Origin of the sequence: Metaclostridioides mangenotii (genome assembly GCF_017873185.1) — a bacterium.
Classification (GTDB): Bacteria; Bacillota; Clostridia; order Peptostreptococcales; family Peptostreptococcaceae; genus Metaclostridioides; species Metaclostridioides mangenotii.
In genome coordinates this window covers 171,835-191,285 of record NZ_JAGGJX010000002.1, presented here as the reverse complement: position 1 = coordinate 191,285, position 19,451 = coordinate 171,835, and the positions used below count along the sequence as shown (strand labels likewise).

Genomic DNA, 19,451 nt, shown 5'->3' with positions numbered 1-19,451 from the left:
AGCAATACTTACTAATTTTAAAATAAATAGCTATCTCCTAACCTTTTAAATCGTTAAGAGACAGCTATTTATTTTAAATGTTGTATTATCAAATTAAATATTACTAAATACCTAATTTTTCTTATTCATATCATTGCATACTATCATCCATACAACCAACTTCACAATAACCAATACCGAAAATAATAAAGATATCTCTCTTTTTCCTAAAAGCATTGATATTATAACTATAAAATATTCTATATACACAAAAATAGAGTAAACTTTTGAGTTGGTTTTTTCTCCAATAGGTACATTTCTTTCATCTTTTTTATTTATTTCAACTTCTTCAAATATTGATGGATTTCTCAACATTCTTATACTGCCTATTGTGCTGACAATTCCAGCTGATAATAATCCACAACCTAACCCAAATAAAGTACTCTCTGTGTAGCCATCTGGAAATTTCAATACAATGCCTCTCGCGATTAAATCGCTCCTACCACTAGCAATATAATCGACATTAACAGATTTATCTATCATTTCCATTCCAGAAGGAACGTTTTTACCAGGCGGCACTCCAGTCTTTCTATATTTATTTTGATTAAGTCTCCTAAGACTAACACCTCTTATTATATTTTCATATCATAGATAATAGGGAGGGTGATGGATATGGATTGCAATGATAAAAAAAGTAAAAATTGTTTAGAAAAGTCTTGTTTTTTTAATATTCCCCCTAAACAATTTTCGCTCCTGTCATCAATAATAGGTCTCTTACTAATAGACAATCTTAATACAGATCAACAGAATTCACTCGGTAACTTCATTGTAAATATTGGCCAGAATATTACAACATCAGCAGCACAAGAATCTCTCTTGGCTAATAAAAACAATCAAGATGATGAAATAAATACTCAATTAGAAATCCTTAAAAAACAAATATGTTTATTAGAGAATAAAGTTAAAAAAAAGTAACATAATTTAATTCTAGTTTAAAAACGTTTTAATTTATTGTATAGATAATAAATAATAAAGCATGCTCTATTAAAAATATTTTAAAAGAACATAACATATAAGTTGTTATATTGTAGATTTAACAAAAATAATGAAATTGAATACCTTAATATAGGAGTATTTTTTACAGTTAAGGTGTTTATATGGATAGATTTTTCATTTCTTGTATAATATGTTCACGTTGTAGAAGAAGATTTTCAAGAAGACGCATATGTAGCAGATGCGGTTGCTGTTTTAGATGCTGTTCTTGCTGTAGAGACTAATATGACAAAAATAATTTTATAAAATATAATAGGGTAGCAATTAAGCTACCCTTTATCGTGTCTAACTATCTTTCTATTTAACATATAAAATAAAATTACGACAAAAAAGGTCCTTATAAAAGTTTTATCCATAATAATTATAATAGTAGTACATCAATTTTTTCTTTCTTCTAACCACTGAAAACAATTTTTATAATTATAAACACTTTTTCGACAAAAATTTCATATTATATATCAGTGGACAAGAATATAATCCACTAAAGATTTTTAGTTTTGCATTTTAGTATCCTTTTAGTGAATTGATATACTATTTAATTATCAAAACTTATATGATAAAAAAATTTTTAATTCATTCCTATAAATGTTTTAGGAAAATATGTAAAGTATCATGCCATCTTAATAAACTAAAATAAGATGGCATGTACTTTTTTTAGCCTTCCTTTATATACTTGGAAAGCATTATAATGATCATGATTATGCGAAAAGTTGCTGATTTATTTGATAAATTATAATTGCCACCAAGTTTTACGTTACGGTGGCAAAAAGGTGGCAAACTATAATATTAAAGATGTTTATACATCATATAAACATTGAAATTTAAAATTTTCTCAATCTTTAGCCCTTTCAAATATATTTATTGGCCAGTTAAATTGATATACTACTTATCTAATATAAGTAATGCTAATGCGTTTATAAAAAATAGCACTGCTGTTATTTTCGTTATTTTACCAAGAAATGCTTGCTTCCCTTTTGGCTTGAAATAAGTTTGGTTACCATCTCCACCAAATTGTGAAGGTAAAGCACTCTTTGTATCTTGAGGCATTATACTAACAACCATTACGATTCCTAATACAATTTGTAATCCCATTAAAAAATTATTCAAGTTCACTTTTTATCCTCCTGTTCACACGTTTCTTAAAATCACTACTCTCCAGTTTATCATAATAACTTCTTTTATTCAAGTAATGTCTATAGATATACGAACCCCTCTTGAATGAGTTACTGTATACCTATAGACATGATTTATTTATTATGCTTTATTTATTATGATTTTTTAGTGATTGTATTCCAACGTGTCCCTAAATCAATTATCTTAAGTTGTAGAATGAGTCTAAACCGCAGTATCTAGCTGGCTCACCTATTGTTTCTTCGATTCTTAATAATTGATTGTACTTAGCAACTCTATCAGTTCTTGATGGAGCACCAGTTTTTATTTGACCAGCATTTGTAGCAACTGCAAGGTCAGCTATTGTAGTATCTTCAGTTTCTCCTGATCTATGAGAAATAACGGCTGTATATCCTGCTCTTTTAGCCATTTCTATAGCATCTAAAGTCTCTGTTATTGTACCTATTTGGTTTACTTTTATAAGAATTGAATTAGCCACGCCTGATTTGATTCCTCTTTCTAATCTCTCAGTGTTTGTAACGAATAAATCGTCTCCAACTAATTGAACTCTATCTCCTAATTTTTCAGTAAGTAATTTCCATCCATCCCAGTCTTCTTCGTCTAATCCATCTTCGATTGTAACAATTGGGAAGTTTTTAGCCCATCCTTCGTATAATTCAACCATTTCAGCTGCAGTAAGCTCTTTGTTTTCTCCAGCTAATACATATTTTTTAGTTTCTACATTGTATAATTCTGTAGCAGCAACATCAAGACCTAACATAACGTCTTTACCTGGAACGTATCCAGCTTTTCCTATAGCTTCTACTATTAATTCTAAAGCTTCTTGGTTTGAATCAAGGTTTGGAGCGAATCCACCCTCATCACCTACACCGCAAGCTAATCCTTTTTCTCCTAAAACTTTTTTAAGAGCGTGGAAAACTTCAGCTCCCATTCTTAAGCCTTCTTTGAAGCTTTCAGCACCAACTGGTAGTATCATAAACTCTTGTACATCTACGTTGTTATCAGCATGCTCTCCGCCGTTTAATATATTCATCATAGGAACTGGTAATTGCTTAGCATTTACTCCACCTAAGTATTGGAATAATGGAAGACCTATTTCTTCAGCAGCTGCTCTTGCAACAGCCATAGAAACACCAAGTATTGCATTTGCTCCTAAGTTTGCTTTGTTATCTGTTCCATCTAACTCTATCATAATTGCATCTATCATTGGTTGATCAAATGCGTCCATTCCTTCTAATTCTGGGGCTATTATTTCATTAACATTGTTTACAGCTTTCTCTACACCTTTTCCTAGGTATCTAGAACTGTCACCATCTCTAAGTTCTACAGCTTCAAAAGCTCCTGTAGAAGCTCCTGATGGAACTATAGCTCTTCCTGTGTCTCCACTCTCTAATACTACCTCAACCTCTACAGTTGGGTTTCCTCTTGAGTCTAATACTTCTCTTGCGTATACTAAATCTATCGCTGACATTTTGTTTCTCCCTTCACATCAATAAAATTTATTTAATATTAAAATTTACATCTATCTATACTATCATTATATTATAATGCCTTATTTTTGAAAAGAAATAAGGCTATGACCATCCATCTCTTTAGGTGCACCCAGATCCATCATATCTAATACTGTAGGTGCAATATCAGAAAGCCTTCCATCATCTAGAAGATCGGCATCCTTGTACTTGGCACCAGCTAATATAAACGGAACTTCATTAGTAGAATGCGATGTCACTACTTTTCCTGTTTCGTGATCTATCATGTACTCAGCATTTCCGTGATCAGCTGTAATTATTGCAGCACCACCTAAACTGATGATTTTATCTACTATAGATCCCACACATCCATCAACTGTCTCTACAGCCTTTACAGTAGCTTCTATGCTACCTGTATGACCTACCATATCTGGATTTGCAAAGTTTACAACAATAAAATCAAACTTATCTTCATCGATCTTATTTAATGTATTTTCTAAAAGCTCTGAAGCCGACATCTCTGGTTGTAGATCGTATGTTGCAACCTTTGGAGACGGCACTAACATTCTCTCTTCACCTGGATTTGGCTCTTCTACTCCTCCGTTGAAAAAGAATGTTACATGTGCGTACTTTTCTGTTTCAGCAGCTCTAAGTTGAGTTTTTCCATTATTTGATAAATACTCACCTAAAGTGTTTTCTAATGATTGAGGTTTAAATGCAATATGTACATTTTCAATAGTTGCATCGTACTCAGTCAGGCAAACAAAATGTGTATTTATATTTTCTTTATCAAAATCCTCAAAATTATTATCAACAATAGCTCTAGTCATCTGTCTAGCTCTATCAGGTCTAAAATTGAAGAATATTATGCTATCCCCATCTTTTATTTTACCTAAAGCTATTCCATTTTTTTGTACTACTGTGGGCAATATAAACTCGTCGTTTTTACCTTGCTCGTACGAATTATTTACAGCTTCTTCAGCAGATGCAGCAGTTTCTCCCACACCATATACCATAGCATCGTATGAAAGTTTAATTCTGTCCCATCTCTTATCTCTGTCCATAGCATAGTATCTACCCGATACAGTTGCAAATTCACCTAGATCCACATCTTTTAATGTAGATTCTATTTCCTTTACATACTCTACAGCACTTTGAGGATCAGTATCTCTCCCGTCTGTAAAAGCGTGGATATATAATTTATCTACACCTCTTTTTTTAGCCATCAAAATAAGTGCTTCAACGTGCTCTATATGGGAGTGTACTCCTCCATCTGAAAGAAGTCCCATTATATGAAGCGCGTGTCCCTTAGCTTTATCCATTGCTTCAGACAAAACTTCATTTGTAAAAAAGTCTCCATCTTTTATCGATTTAGTTATTCTAGTTAAATCTTGATATACAATTCTACCCGCGCCGATATTTGTATGCCCGACCTCAGAATTTCCCATTTGAAGATATGGTAGACCTACATCAAGTCCACTAGCTTTTATAAGAGTACTCGGATACTCTTTTGATAATCTGCATAGATTTGGAGTCTGTGCCTCAGCTATTGCGTTTCCTTCAGCATTTTCACTATAACCAAAACCATCCATAATAATTAAAGCAACTGGTTTTTTCATTGTTTCACTCCTTAAAAGTTGACAAGTTCTAAATAGTCTTTAGAAGCTAAACTCGCTCCTCCAACTAATGCTCCATCTATATCACTTTGTCCCATTATTTCTTTTACATTAGAAGGTTTTACACTTCCTCCGTACTGTATTCTAACTTCTTGACTTAAATCTCCGTATAAACCTTTTATAACTTCTCTTATGTAAGAAATTACGTCGTTTGCTTGCTCTGCTGTAGCAGTTTTTCCTGTACCTATAGCCCATATTGGCTCATAAGCTACTACTACTTTTGATAAATCTGAGTCTTTTACTTCTTTTAAAGCTTCTTTCACTTGAACTTCAACTACTTTTTTAGTGTTTTCAGATTCTCTTTCCTCTAAAGTTTCTCCAACACACACTATTGGATTTATTCCCGTTTCTAAAGCTTTTAAAACCTTTTTGTTAACTGTTACATCAGTTTCGTTGAAGTATTGTCTTCTCTCAGAATGCCCAATAACAACGTAATCTATGTTTAATTCTTTTAACATTAGAGGCGAAACCTCTCCTGTAAAAGCTCCATTGTCCTCAAAGTGCATATTTTGTGCTGCAATTTTTATGTCAGTTCCCTTAGTCGATTCTTTTAAATCTTTTAAAAGAGTAAAAGGTGCGCATATTACCGCATCAACATCTGCATTAGTTTTTCCTTTAATATCTGAAACAAACTCTAATGCTTCTTTTATAGTTTTGTGCATTTTCCAGTTCCCAGCAATTATAGGTTTTCTCATGTATTCAAATCTCCTTATATATAAGTTTATTCTTTCTAATGTATCTTTTTATATATTATTGTATATTTTTTTAAATATAAACAAGCTATCTTCTATTTTTATATTATCTTACTTATCGTCTAAAGATACTATACCTGGAAGATCTTTACCTTCTAAGAACTCTAGAGAAGCTCCACCACCTGTAGATACATGAGTCATCTTATCTCCAAATCCAAGTTGGTTAACAGCAGCTGCACTGTCTCCACCGCCGATTATAGTTGTGGCATCTTTTAGGTTAGCCATAGCTTTTGCAACTTCTAGTGTACCTGTAGCAAAGTTTGCAAATTCAAAAACTCCCATTGGACCATTCCAAACTACAGTTTTAGATTTATTTATAGCATCTACGAAGATATCCACAGATTTTGGACCTATATCTAATCCCATATATCCGTCTTTTATGTTTGCATCGTCAGTAACTATTGGCTCTGCATCTTCTGCAAATTTTTCTGCCATTACTACGTCTGTTGGAAGTAGAAGGTTTACTCCCTCCTCCTTAGCCTTCACCATCATCTCTTTTGCGTATTCTATTTTATCTTCTTCTAATAAAGAAGTTCCTACATCATATCCCTGTGCTTTTAGGAATGTATACGCCATTCCTCCGCCGATGATTAAGTTATCCACTTTATCAAGTAAATTGTTAATAACTGCAAGCTTATCTGAAACTTTCGCTCCACCTAATATCGCTGTAAAAGGTCTTACAGGATTTGCAACTGCATCTCCTAAGAATTTAATCTCTTTTTGTATTAAATATCCACAAGCTCTTTCTTCTAAAAATTCTCCCGCACCTACTGTTGAGCAGTGAGCTCTGTGAGCAGTTCCAAAAGCATCATTTACATATATCTCTGCAAGTGACGCTAATTCTTTTGAGAAGTGTTCTTCATTTTTAGTTTCTTCTGCTCTATATCTAGTGTTTTCTATAAGTACTATATCTCCGTCTTCCATTTTATTTACTGCAGCTTTAGCATTTTCTCCTACTACATTATCATCAGCAGCAAATACTACTTCTTTCCCTAACATTTCAGATAACTTTTCAGCTACAGGAGCTAGAGATAGTTCTTTTTTAGCTTCCCCTTTTGGTTTTCCTAAATGAGAACACAATATAACCTTTGCATCTCTTGATACAAGGTTCTCTATTGTAGGCATAGCACCTCTTAATCTATTGTCGTCTGTTATTTGTCCGTCTTTAAGTGGTACATTAAAATCACATCTTACTAATACTTTCTTCCCACTAACTTCTATATCTTCTATATTTTTTTTGTTCAGCATTGACATAGTTAACTCTCCTTTTAAGTAAAGAAATTTATCTTACATTAATAGACATTAATGTATACTTTTATAATATTTAATATATCATATTATTGGTTATTTATGAATAGTATGTCACAATTATTTACGTAAATTCTTTAGTTTTTATAAAATTGAGCAAAAAAGTCCATACCTATGCTAATACACAGATATGGACTTTATTTAATGTTAAATGAAGATAAACAATTTACCAAATATAGGTAACCGGTTTAGTAGGGATTTTCTTCCTTAACAAATCCTCCAACCAATACCAATAATCTTATTAACTGCACTGTATAAGACATCTCATTGTCGTACCAAGCTACAACTTTCACAAGTTGCTCACCATTAACATCGATTACTTTCGTCTGAGTTGCATCAAAAAGAGATCCATAGTAAATTCCAATTACATCTGATGATACTAACATCTCATAATTATATCCAAATGAATCATTTTCCGCTTCTTTCATAGCTTTGTTTATTTCTTCTACGCTTACTTTCTTATCTAAACTACAAACTAACTCTGTAATAGATCCAGTAGGAACTGGAACCCTTTGAGCAGAGCCGTCAAGTTTACCTTCTAATTCTGGTATTACTTTTCCTATAGCTTTAGCTGCACCTGTGCTGTTTGGAACTATGTTATTTGCCGCCGATCTTGCTCTTCTAAAATCACCTTTTGGGTGAGGCGCATCCAGTGTGTTTTGATCGTTTGTGTAAGCGTGGATTGTAGTCATAAGACCTTTTTGTATTCCATAATTGTCGTTTAACACTTTTGCCATCGGTGCAAGGCAGTTAGTAGTACACGAAGCAGCTGAGATTATGGTTTCAGATCCATCTAATGTTTCGTGATTTGTATTGTATACAATCATCTTTATATCATCTGAACCGGGAGCTGAAATAATTACCCTTTTTGCTCCTGCTTTTAAATGTTCTTCTGCTTTTTCCTTAGATGAAAATAATCCAGTACACTCCAACACTACTTCTGTACCTAACTCAAGCCATGGTATATCTGCTGGATTTCTTTCAGATGTAACTTTTACTTCTCTGCCATTTACCACAATATTGTTGCCTTTTATTTCTATTTTATGATTTAGTCTACCTTGGGTTGTGTCGTATTTAAGTAAATATACAAGCATCTCTACATCAGTTAAATCGTTGATGCCGACTATTTCAAATGCTTCTGGCTGTTCTATCATTAATCTAAATGCTAATCTCCCAATTCTACCAAATCCATTAATTCCAACTCTTAACATAAGTTTACCTCCTGTAGTAAGTAATATTTTTAATATAATCTTCGATTATATTTTAAAGTCTTATAGTATTTTAGTTATAATAACTACTATTCAGGTATTTAAGGAAGCCTTTTATTTCTTCTTGTAAAATCTATGTTCTCCATATCGTATAGTATTGTCCAGAAAAACTTAATTATATATAAAATAAAAATAAAAGTTCAATCTATGCTATCAATACAAGTTTATTTTTAAATTTTTCATATAAATATATACTTATTTTTTCAGAATATATTTATACTTATAATTACTGAATATATTTATACTTTTTATTTTATAGTCATCGTTTTATATTGATTGTTTTAGAATATTTTTATATTTTTTTATAAAATAAATTTATTGTATACATACAATATCGATTATTTTTTACAAGATTAGACAGTCATCCTTTTCTTTATCTTATCATAAAAGTTGTCGTTTTTTTCAATTATTTTCTGCTGCAAATTTATTGTTAGTTTGTGATTATTTCAATGTTTTTCTATGATTTTTAGACGAACTTTTCCGCCTTCATCTTAGTTCTTTTACGCTTACTTTTGTTACTTTTTGTCGTTTTTTATGTTCATGTTTGATTGTATCTGTTCTTTTATATTTTTTAATATTTTTTTCTTCTGCTGGATGATAGTATTCCCAACTCTTCTCGGTATTTAGCTACTGTTCTCCTAGCTATATTTATACCTTTTTCTTTAAGAATTTTTGAAATATGATCATCACTTAGAGGTTTGCTTTTATTTTCGCCTTCTATTATTTCTTCTATCATCTTTTTTATACTGATGCTGGAAGCCTTTTCATCGCTCTCTGTATCTATAGCACTGCTGAAGAAATATCTAAATTCGTAAAGTCCATACGGAGTTAGCATGTATTTTCCGTTTACACCTCTACTGATCGTAGATTCATGAAAACCTAATCTTTCAGCTATATCCTTCATCTTCAGTGGTTTTATATATTTTGTACCCTTTTCTAAAAATTCTCTTTGAGCACTCAGAGTCTCTTCAGCTATTCTAAGAATAGTTGTCTTTCTGTTTTCTATGTTTTTAATTAGATCTGTAGCTGAGTTAAGTCTCTCTTTTATAAAGCTCTTTGCATTTTCATCAGAACTGGAATTGCTCAATATATCTTTGTAATAGTTATTTATTCTTATTTTATAAGAATCTTTTTCGTTGGTGTGAACTACAAACTCCCCATCTATTTTTTCTACAAATACATCGGGCTGAATATATACGCTTTTTTCGGAAGATTTTGCCCTTCCTGGTCTTGGATCAAATGATTTAATGATATCCATCAGCTCTACACATTTTTGCAGTGTAATGTTGTATTTTTTGCTTATTTGCTTATATTTATTATTAGCAAGCAAAATCAAATCGTTTTTAACAATTTCTCTTAATACTTTATTATTTATATTTAAGTTGTCCATTTGAATCAACAGACATTCGGATAAATCTCTTGCCCCGACACCAACAGGCTCTAATTGTTGTACAATTTCAAGACATTCATTAAATTGTTCTTCGTTAATTTTTAGTATATTTATTATATCTATATCATTTGATCTAAGGTAGCCGTCTTCATCAAGGCTATCTATTATATACTCACATATCTTTTTTTGTTTTTCAGAAATATTGTATAAGCTTATTTGAAACTTTAAATCCTCGTACAAGTTTGAAGAATACCTAATTAAGTTTTCTAAATCCACTTCGTTATCCGGATTGTAGCTAGATTCTCCCTTATATGTAGATCTAGAGTACTCCATATCCTTTACATACTGCTCCCAGTTTATTTCACTCTTTGTCTCCACTTCAATTAATGGGTTATTTTCCGATTCCTTTTTTATCTCTTCATCTAGCTCTAACTTACTCATGTTTAATATAGTCAATGATTGTTTTATCTGAGTTGTCAAAATCAACTTCTGTGACTGGCTCAATTCTAATCTATTATTAAGGCCCAACTTCGTCACCCCACTTTTATTATAATATAAATAAAAAACCCTTCTTTATAATTACATTCTAACATTTTAGACGTGTATTATGCAAAAGGGTTTTTATATATAAACAATTTTTTACTCAGTTACTATTTCTTTTTATTGTAAGGAGTGTTTTCAAGTGGTAATTTAGTTCTAAATTGCTTATCCATTACATAGTAAGCATTTTGAACAGCTGGCGCTGCTGGTACTGAACATATCTCTCCAACACCTTTAGCTCCATAAGCTAATTCAACATCGTTCTTCTCTATTATTATTGTTTCGATTTCTGGTATATCTATTGATTTAAATAATCCTATAGTACCGAATTTTCCAGTAGGAACAGAATCTTTCAATGGATAATCTTCTGTTAACCCATATCCAAGTGACATTACTACTCCACCTTCTATTTGACCTTCTAGACTTATTGGGTTTATAGCTTTGCCAACATCGTGTGCAGCTATAACTTTCTCTAGCTTTCCATCTTCGTCAAGCATTACTACTTGAGTAGCGTATCCATAAGCAACGTGACTTACTGGGAATTCTTTGTCAGATCCCATCTTATCAGTTACTGATGAGTACTCTCCGTAGAACTCTTCACCATCAAGATCTGCTAGTGTTTTACCAGAATCTAGAGCTTCTTTTAATTTCGTGCTTGCAACTCTTGTAGCCTCTCCAGTAAATACTGTTTGTCTAGATGCAGTAGTGTTTCCTGAATCTGGTGTAGTATGTGTATCAGGTGCAGCGTGAACCATAAGTTCTGGAGCTAATCCAGTAGTTTCACAAGCCACTTGAACCATTACAGTTCCAAGACCTTGACCTATACAAGATGCACTCGATCTTAAATGAACTTTTCCGTCTATAATTACTATATTACATCTTCCTACATCAGGTATACCAACCCCAACTCCGGCATTCTTCATCGCACAAGCTATACCTGCTCTTGGATGAGCTTCATAAGCCTCTTTAACAGATTCTAAAGTTTCTACCAAAGCAGTACCTTCATCAGCTATCTGTCCATTTGGAAGAACTTGACCTGGCTTTATAGCATTTCTGTATCTAATTTCCCATGGAGAAATTCCAACCATCTCAGCCAATAAGTTTATGTTACACTCTGTTGCAAAACAACTTTGAGTAACTCCGAAACCTCTAAATGCTCCTCCAGGAGGGTTATTAGTGTAAGCTGCTCTTCCAACTATATCTATATCTTGATAGTTGTATGGTCCAGCAGCATGTGTACAAAGTCTTTGAAGTACTGGTCCACCTAGAGATGCGTAAGCACCTGTGTCAGTAACTATCTCAGCCTTCATAGCTGTTAAATATCCATTTTCATCACATGCAGTTGTGAATATCATCTCTGCAGCATGTCTCTTTGGATGTATTATCATACTTTCTTTTCTTGTAAGTAGTACTTTTACAAATCTCTTAGTATGGTAAGCAAGTAAAGCAGCGTGGTGTTGGACACTCATGTCTTCTTTACCACCGAATCCTCCACCTACCATTTTATTTATAACTCTTACCTTCTCATGAGGAAGACCTAACATATCAGCACACTCGTGTTGAGTAGCGAATACCCCTTGATCAGTAGAGTAAATTAAAACTCCATCTTCTTCATATGGTCCAGCAACAGCACATTCTGGCTCTAAGAAAGCGTGCTCAGTTGGAGGTGTAGAATAATGCTTAGTTACTACATATTTTGAGTTTTTAATTTTTTCCTCAGCGTTTCCTCTTTTTAGCTCTTGTTTAACTAGAAGGTTTCCTGTCTCATGTATAAGTGGAGCTCCTTCAGCTAGTGCCATTTCTGGAGTGCTAAGTGGAGTTAACTCTTCATAATCAATTTCTACTAAACTCTTAGCTTCTTCTAAAGCTTCTTTAGTCTCAGCAGCTACTAAAACTATCGAATCTCCTAAGTATCTCGTTTCATGTCCTACTGGAATTAAAGTATCCCAATCTTTTTTCAAGTGACCAACTTTTAATGTTCCAGGAACATCTTCAGCAGTAAGTACTGCGACTACTCCAGGATGAGCTTTAGCTTTTTCAGTATTTATACTCTTAACTAATGCTCTTGGGTACTTAGCTCTAACAGCAGAACCGTAGATCATACCATCCATTCTTATATCGTCTACATACTCAGCTGTTCCAAGAGTTTTTGCTACTGCGTCTACTCTTTGAAGACTGTCTCCAACTAGACCTTTACAAGCCACTTTTGGAACTTCCGTACCTTCTCTTAGTATTTTAGCAACTAATTGTACAGCTTTAATTATTTTTACATAACCAGTACATCTACAAATATTTCCTCTTAAAGCTTTCTTTATATCATCCTCAGTTGGATCCGCATTTACATCTAGTAAAGCTTTTGCACTTATTACCATGCCTGGTATACAGAAACCACATTGTACAGCTCCTTGACTAGAGAAAGCATAAGCGTATACATCTTGCTCTCTTTCAGTCATTCCTTCTATAGTAACTATGTTTTTTCCAGCTAATTTATCAGTTTTAAATACACAAGCTTTAGTAGCTTTGCCATCTATTATAACCATACAAGTACCACAAGCACCTTCAGAACATCCATTTTTTACAGAAGTAATATTTTTATCTTCTCTCAAGTAGTCTAGAAGTTTCTTACCTTCTTCTGCTACAACTTTCTCTCCGTTAAGTATAAATTCTACCATCTACTTAGCCCCCTTTGCTTGTCGCCTTTTCACATACTCTCCATTTGGCGAATTGCTAATAACTTTACCATCTTTTACAACTTCGGTACCTCTTAAGTACACTCTGCTTATTACACAATCTACCTCAAAATCCTCATATGGAGTATAATCCACATTTTGTACTTGCATTTCTGCCTTTATTACATCTTTAATATTTGGGTCTAAAACAGTTATATCCGCATCACTGCCTACTTCTATTGCACCTTTTTCAGGGTACATTCCAAATATCTTAGCGGGATTAGTTGACACAACATCAACCAATTGGTTCATCGTTATTTTGTCTTTACAAACTCCGTAAGTGTATAGAAGTTTTATTCTATGTTCTACTCCTGGCCCTCCATTAGGTATTTTACTAAAGTCGTCCTTACCTAATTCCTTTTGCCCTTTAAAATTAAATGAGCAATGATCAGTTCCAATAGTATCTATATCACCATCAGCGATCGCCTTCCAAAGAATTTCATTGTTAGACTTATCTCTAAGTGGTGGAGACATAACGTATTTAGCACCTTCAAACCCATCCTCAAAATATCGTTCTTCATCGAGAACTAAGTACTGTGGGCATGATTCTACAACCACATCTACTCCTCTAGATTCTGCTTTTTTAACTTCCTCTAAAGATTCTTTACAGCTTAGATGGACAACGTATACTTTTGATTTTGCAACTTCAGCGATTTTCATCAGTCTTGATGTAGCTTCTGCTTCTAGTATAGCTGGTCTAGTAAGCGGATGATATCTAGGAGACAAATGACCATTCTCTCTAGCCTCACTTATAAGCTCATCAATTACCTCTCCGTTCTCACAGTGAAAACCTATAATACCACCAATTTCTTCAGATTTCTTTAAGGCTTCATATATCACATCATCTTCTACTTTAAGATTTTTATATGCCATATACATTTTGAATGAAGACACACCCTCATATATCATATCATCCATCTCATCGCGAACAGAATCATTCCAGTCAGTTATAGCCATATGGAATCCGTAGTCCGAATAAGATTTGTTATCAGCTTTTATATGCCATTCTTTAAGCCCGTCTGCTAGCGACTTGCCTTTTGATTGAGTAGCAAAGTCTAAAACAGTAGTTGTACCACCTGCTATTGCCGCTTTAGTCCCAGTAGCAAAACTATCTGCTGTCATAGTAGCTCCGTTATCTAAGTCAAAATGTGTATGAGTATCTATTCCACCTGGAAGAATATAGCTTCCAGTAACATCCACGATCTCATCTCCACTTACTTCTATATCAGATCCTATAGCAACGATCTTTTCTCCATCAATCCTTATATTTGAATTATAAGTTTTTTCATTTGTTACTATTTTTCCACCTCTAAGTATTGTTCCCATATTTATTCCACCTTAATTTTGACAAATCAGAGTTTTAAATTCTTGCTTATTATAAAGACATCTTTTGTGCATGTAATTGCACAAAAGATGCTTTTATAACATAATACTTGTTTATTCTATATTTCTTTTTATTTATAAACTTGTTTATATTTCTTAACTTCTTTTTATTTGTTTTTATCTTTTTACTTCTTTATTTCTAGCAGGTAGCAACCGGAATAATTAGCAATACCAATCGCCTATCAACCTACCCTTAAACAATCACTTTACTGCGCTTCTTCTTTTGCTTTCTTCTTATTTCCTATTTCATTAAAGAATATGTTAAGTATTACAGCAGCCAAACTTCCTGTAGTTATACCACTGTGGAATATAGTTTGAACCCATGCTGGGAAGTTGTTGTAGAAATCAGGGTTTACTATTGGAATAATTGATAGACCAACACTCACTGCAACTATAACTCCATTCATAGTTCCAACAAACTGAACTTTACTTAGAGTTCTTACTCCTCCAACCATTACCATACCAAACATCGCGAAGGCTACCCCTCCAAGAACTGGTTTTGGTATAGCTGCTATAATAGCCGCAAACTTAGGTACAAATCCAAATACTAGAAGCATTAAACTTGCGTACACTGCTACATATCTAGATTTTATTCCAGTAAGACCAACAATACCAGTATTTTGGCCAAAAGGTGTTATTGGGAAAGAGTTGAATATACCTGATAAAGCTGTAGATATACCATCTCCGAATAACGCTCTTTTTATATTTTTACCTGTTACTTCTTTATCCACCATTTCATGTATTGCAATCATATTTCCTACTGACTCAGTCATCAGAACTAACATTATCAGACATAGAGACAGTATTGCCGATATATCAAATTGTGGTAAACCGAACTTAAATGGAGTGTTTATTGAAACCCAACCAGCTCCAGCAACACTACTGAAATCCGCCATTCCAACTGCCATTGAAAGTAATGTTCCAAGTACTATACCTACAATAATCGCAGAACTGTTCCATATACCTTTTAGTAATTTAAAAGATAAAAGAGTTATAACTAAAACTGCCATTGAAAGAGCGAAAGTCTTTGGATCAACCGCTTCAATTTTGTTTAGCGTAATCCATTTGATACCTATTGGAAATAAAGATATACCTATAACCATTACTACAGTTCCTGTAACAACACTCGGGAAAAATCTTATCAGTTTTTCAAACACAGGAGCTAACACTATGCAGAAAAGACCTGCAACTATTACTGCTCCAAAGACGTTTTGGATCGCAATATTCGGATCATTATATGACGTAGCTATCGCTGTCATACCTGCAACCGCTGCAAAACTTGTTCCCTCGATTACTGGTATTCTAGCACCTATAATATTTCCTATACCAACACTTTGTATGAGAGTTCCTATACCTGCCATGAATAGGCAAGCATTAATTAAAAATACAATACTAGTTTGATCTAGTCCTGCAGCATTTCCTACCATCATAGGAACTGCCACCGCTCCTGCGGCCATCGCTAGAACGTGTTGTAGTGAAAACACCCACGAACTTTTAAATGACATTTTTTCATCTACAGGAGCTATTTTAGGGCTGTTATTTTGAGACATAATTGGTCTCCCTTCCTTTTTTCTATTTAATTTTGTCTTATATTATCTTACACTAGGTAAGGATGACAATCTTTTAATGAAGCTGCGAAATCAACTATAACTTTTGGAGCATCTGCTAAAGCACACTCTTTTGTTTCTCCTTCAAAACGGTACATAACTTTATCACCATCTAATAATAATAATCCTTGGTTTGTACTGTCATCAAAGTCACCTTTGTTTGAGAATAGTGTTATACGATCTTTGTATGGAGTACACTTGTCTGGGCAGAATAGGTAACAGTTACCACACTCATTACAGTAATCATCTATATGAAGTAATTTCTTTTCTCCATCAACTATAGTTACTATGTTAGCTCTGTTTGGACATACGTTAGCACAGCTTCCGCAAACTACTTTACATCCAACTCTTACATTTTTGTTTTCGTCAAAAGATATAAATCCTTTTTCACGAACTGTTGGTGATTTTGAGTATTTCTCATCTTCTATTGATTCTTTAGCTAATTTTTCAACTAATTCTACGTCAACTATTTGCTTTTCGTGGTAGTCGCATCCAGCTACCAAATCAGCTAGTTGCTTAACTTTGTTGTATCCTGTTGGCTTAAGAAGAGTAGTAGCTACTGTTATCGGCCAGATACCTGTGTTAAATATTTTTTCTATGTTTCCAGCATCAGCTCCACCTGAGTAAGACATAGCTAACTTACCATCAAAAGCCTTAGCTAATTTAGCTGCAACATTTATGCTTAATGGATATAAACTCTTTCCTGACATGTACATTGCATCCCCAGGAAGCTCATTTTCATCTATACGAACTTGGAATGTATTTGTAAGTTTTACACCGAAAGCTACTCCTTGACCTTCTGCAATCTTTAATAAACGTCCTATCATTGCAACTGCATCGTCAAACTTAAGGTCTACATCGAATTGTTCTTTATCGAATTTTATATAGTCATATCCCATATCATCCATTATTTTTCTAACAGTATCGTATCCTAATAGTGTTGGGTTACACTTTAAGTAAGTATTTATTTTCTTCTCTGTTAATAGATAAGAAACAATTTTCTCTATCTCATCCTCTGGACATCCGTGCATAGTTGATAGAGTTATTGAGTTACATATTTCGGGAGATATAGACTTAACAAAAGCTTCGTCTACATTTTCAAATCTATCAAGGTTATCAAGAGCCCACTTTTCACACTCTTTCCACATATCATTGCTAGAAGCATCTTTTAATCCTTCTATGAAAGCATCTATCTTTTTAGATTGGATTCCTTCTAGGTTGTATCCAACACTCATGTTGAATATAAATGCATCTGGATCTCCGAATCCAAATTCTTTAGCTACTAATTTACAACCAAACCATCCTTTGATATACTCCTCTAATGCTTGTGGAATATATAGCTCAGTAGACCACTCAACGTTGTAAGCTTCGTCATCAGCACGTATACATGGCTTTGATATTGGAAGGTCTTCACCATCTAATATCTGAACAGTTTTTAGCTCAAGAAAACGACTTCCTCCAACATATGATGCGATTAAGTTTTGCGCTAATTGTGTATGAGGCCCAGCTGCTGGTCCTAGTGGATTCTCTAGCTTATGATTGAAAACATTAAGCTCTTTACCATTGTTATGTGTATATAATTTAGATACCCCATAAATAGTATTGTATTTTTCCTTCTCAACCAGTACTCTATCCATTATTTTTGCAAATGGAATTTGTCTCATTATATCACCCATCGATATACCCCCTAAAAAATTTTATAATATTTTGGTTGACCTCAAATCTATGCTAAGATAGATTTCGTTGTCAAATTAATTTCTATTCCATATGTTTTGGCTTAATTCTCTACTCTTAGCAAGTATCTTATCTTCGTCTGCAGAAACTATTACTCTGTCCTTCATAAGTACTTTACCGTTTACGATTGTAGTATCAACACATTTACCGCTTAATCCAAATAGCGTATGTCCTGCGATAGTATTTTCGTTAAGTGGAGTATGCGGATTGTAATCAACTACTATAACGTCAGCGTAAGCGCCTTTTCTAAGTATTCCTAGATCGTTTTTGTAGTAAGCCTTTGCTATCTTTTGGTTTGTATCGAATAGCATTTTTGTAGACTCCATAAATCCTGGTCTTGGATCTTGTAATCTGTGTCTATGGATTATATTAGCAACTTTTTGTGACTCTAATATGTCAGCTGTATATCCGTCAGTTCCTAGACCAACTTCTATGCCTTCGTTGATAAACTCTATAGCTGGACAGCATCCAACAGCGTTACCCATGTTTGACTCTGGGTTGTGAACTACGAATGTGTTAGATTCTTTTAGAAGTTTTACTTCGTTGTCATCTACATATAAACAGTGAACTGCAAGAGTTTTATCACCTAGTACACCAAAATCGTTTAGTCTTTGAGCAGGTCTCTTTCCGTATTTCTCTAAGTTTATATCTACGTCAGCCATACCTTCTGCAACGTGTACATGGTATCCAACATCTTTTAATCCTGCCATTTCAGTTGCACATTTATTAAGAGTGTCATCTGAAAGTGTGAAAGCAGCATGAAGACCAAACATACCTTTTTGCATATCTGTATCATCTTTTTGAGCGTACTTTATAAAGTCAATATTTTCTTTTATTCCTTGATCCATAGTGTTTCCACCATCTCTGTCAGAAACCTCATAACATAGACATGTTCTTATTCCTAAGTCTTTAGCAGCGTCAGATATTGCAAATAGACTTCCTTCTATTGCATTTGGACTTGCATGGTGATCAAATACTGTAGTTACACCATTTCTGATACACTCTAAGTACGTTGCATATGCACTGTATTTTGTATCTTCTAATGTAAGCTTCTTGTCTAACATCCACCATAATCTCTCTAGTATCTCTATGAAATTTTCAGCAGGCTCTCCTGGAACTGCCATACCTCTTGCGAACGAACTGTAGATGTGCATATGAGAGTTTATAAGACCTGGCATGATTATTTTGCCTTTTGCATCTATAAATTCGCTGTTTGGATATTTAGCTTTCATATCAGCTGTTGATCCTATATCAGCTATTTTGTTGTCGTCGATAACAACGCATCCCTCAGTTAAAAATGGGTTTAATGAATCTTGTGTAATAACTTTTCCATTACCAACTAATAACATAGAATATAATCCCCCTTAAAATTTTTCAAACGTTTGACTATAAGAATATCCCGCTTTTTCAAGCGGGATATTTAGTTTTTATT

At 33.6% G+C, this 19,451-nt stretch carries 14 protein-coding genes; 1 reads left to right on the top strand and 13 read right to left on the bottom strand.

Annotated features, from left to right (window positions below; genetic code table 11):
* Positions 1-111 precede the first annotated feature (111 nt).
* A complete protein-coding gene (locus tag J2Z43_RS06980) occupies positions 112-558 on the bottom strand; it encodes a hypothetical protein (protein ID WP_209456523.1) in 447 nt (148 codons plus the stop codon).
* A 93-nt stretch (positions 559-651) separates the two neighbouring features.
* On the opposite strand from J2Z43_RS06980, the gene J2Z43_RS06975 reads away from it, so the two are divergent.
* Complete coding sequence (locus J2Z43_RS06975; protein ID WP_209456522.1) at positions 652-954, top strand: hypothetical protein; 303 nt, start codon at positions 652-654, stop codon at positions 952-954.
* A gap of 960 nt (positions 955-1,914) precedes the next feature.
* Here J2Z43_RS06975 and secG read toward each other — a convergent pair.
* The 12 genes from secG to ssnA all read right to left on the bottom strand — a co-directional run bounded on the left by secG (position 1,915) and on the right by ssnA (position 19,368).
* Positions 1,915-2,139 (bottom strand): preprotein translocase subunit SecG, encoded by a 225-nt coding sequence (secG, locus tag J2Z43_RS06970; RefSeq protein WP_209456779.1) that lies wholly within the window; start codon positions 2,137-2,139, stop codon positions 1,915-1,917.
* A gap of 205 nt (positions 2,140-2,344) precedes the next feature.
* The gene (gene eno / locus J2Z43_RS06965) at positions 2,345-3,634 is read right to left on the bottom strand and encodes a phosphopyruvate hydratase (protein WP_209456521.1); all 1,290 of its coding nucleotides are present in this window, start codon (positions 3,632-3,634) and stop codon (positions 2,345-2,347) included.
* A gap of 81 nt (positions 3,635-3,715) precedes the next feature.
* Entirely contained in the window at positions 3,716-5,251 is a 1,536-nt protein-coding gene (gene gpmI, locus J2Z43_RS06960; RefSeq protein WP_209456520.1) for a 2,3-bisphosphoglycerate-independent phosphoglycerate mutase, read from the bottom strand.
* A gap of 11 nt (positions 5,252-5,262) precedes the next feature.
* Positions 5,263-6,003, bottom strand: coding sequence for a triose-phosphate isomerase (gene tpiA, locus J2Z43_RS06955; protein WP_209456519.1), 741 nt, complete (start codon positions 6,001-6,003; stop codon positions 5,263-5,265).
* A 108-nt stretch (positions 6,004-6,111) separates the two neighbouring features.
* Positions 6,112-7,314 carry a phosphoglycerate kinase gene (locus tag J2Z43_RS06950; protein WP_209456518.1) on the bottom strand — a complete coding sequence of 401 codons (1,203 nt, stop codon included), beginning with the start codon at positions 7,312-7,314 and terminating at the stop codon, positions 6,112-6,114.
* Between the two features lie 242 nt (positions 7,315-7,556).
* A complete protein-coding gene (gap, locus tag J2Z43_RS06945) occupies positions 7,557-8,579 on the bottom strand; it encodes a type I glyceraldehyde-3-phosphate dehydrogenase (RefSeq protein ID WP_209456517.1) in 1,023 nt (340 codons plus the stop codon).
* Positions 8,580-9,207: 628 nt separating this feature from the next.
* Positions 9,208-10,563: an RNA polymerase factor sigma-54 gene (gene rpoN / locus J2Z43_RS06940; protein ID WP_327786936.1), complete on the bottom strand. Its 1,356-nt coding sequence runs from the start codon at positions 10,561-10,563 to the stop codon at positions 9,208-9,210.
* Positions 10,564-10,676: 113 nt separating this feature from the next.
* Entirely contained in the window at positions 10,677-13,238 is a 2,562-nt protein-coding gene (gene xdh / locus J2Z43_RS06935) for a selenium-dependent xanthine dehydrogenase (RefSeq protein ID WP_209456515.1), read from the bottom strand.
* Complete coding sequence (gene hydA / locus J2Z43_RS06930) at positions 13,239-14,621, bottom strand: dihydropyrimidinase (protein ID WP_209456514.1); 1,383 nt, start codon at positions 14,619-14,621, stop codon at positions 13,239-13,241.
* A 263-nt stretch (positions 14,622-14,884) separates the two neighbouring features.
* On the bottom strand, positions 14,885-16,228 hold the full coding sequence (locus tag J2Z43_RS06925) for a nucleobase:cation symporter-2 family protein (protein ID WP_027701132.1): 1,344 nt from the start codon (positions 16,226-16,228) through the stop codon (positions 14,885-14,887).
* Positions 16,229-16,275: 47 nt separating this feature from the next.
* Positions 16,276-17,961: a selenate reductase gene (locus J2Z43_RS06920; protein WP_209456513.1), complete on the bottom strand. Its 1,686-nt coding sequence runs from the start codon at positions 17,959-17,961 to the stop codon at positions 16,276-16,278.
* A 75-nt stretch (positions 17,962-18,036) separates the two neighbouring features.
* Entirely contained in the window at positions 18,037-19,368 is a 1,332-nt protein-coding gene (ssnA, locus tag J2Z43_RS06915) for a putative aminohydrolase SsnA (protein ID WP_209456512.1), read from the bottom strand.
* Positions 19,369-19,451 lie beyond the last annotated feature (83 nt).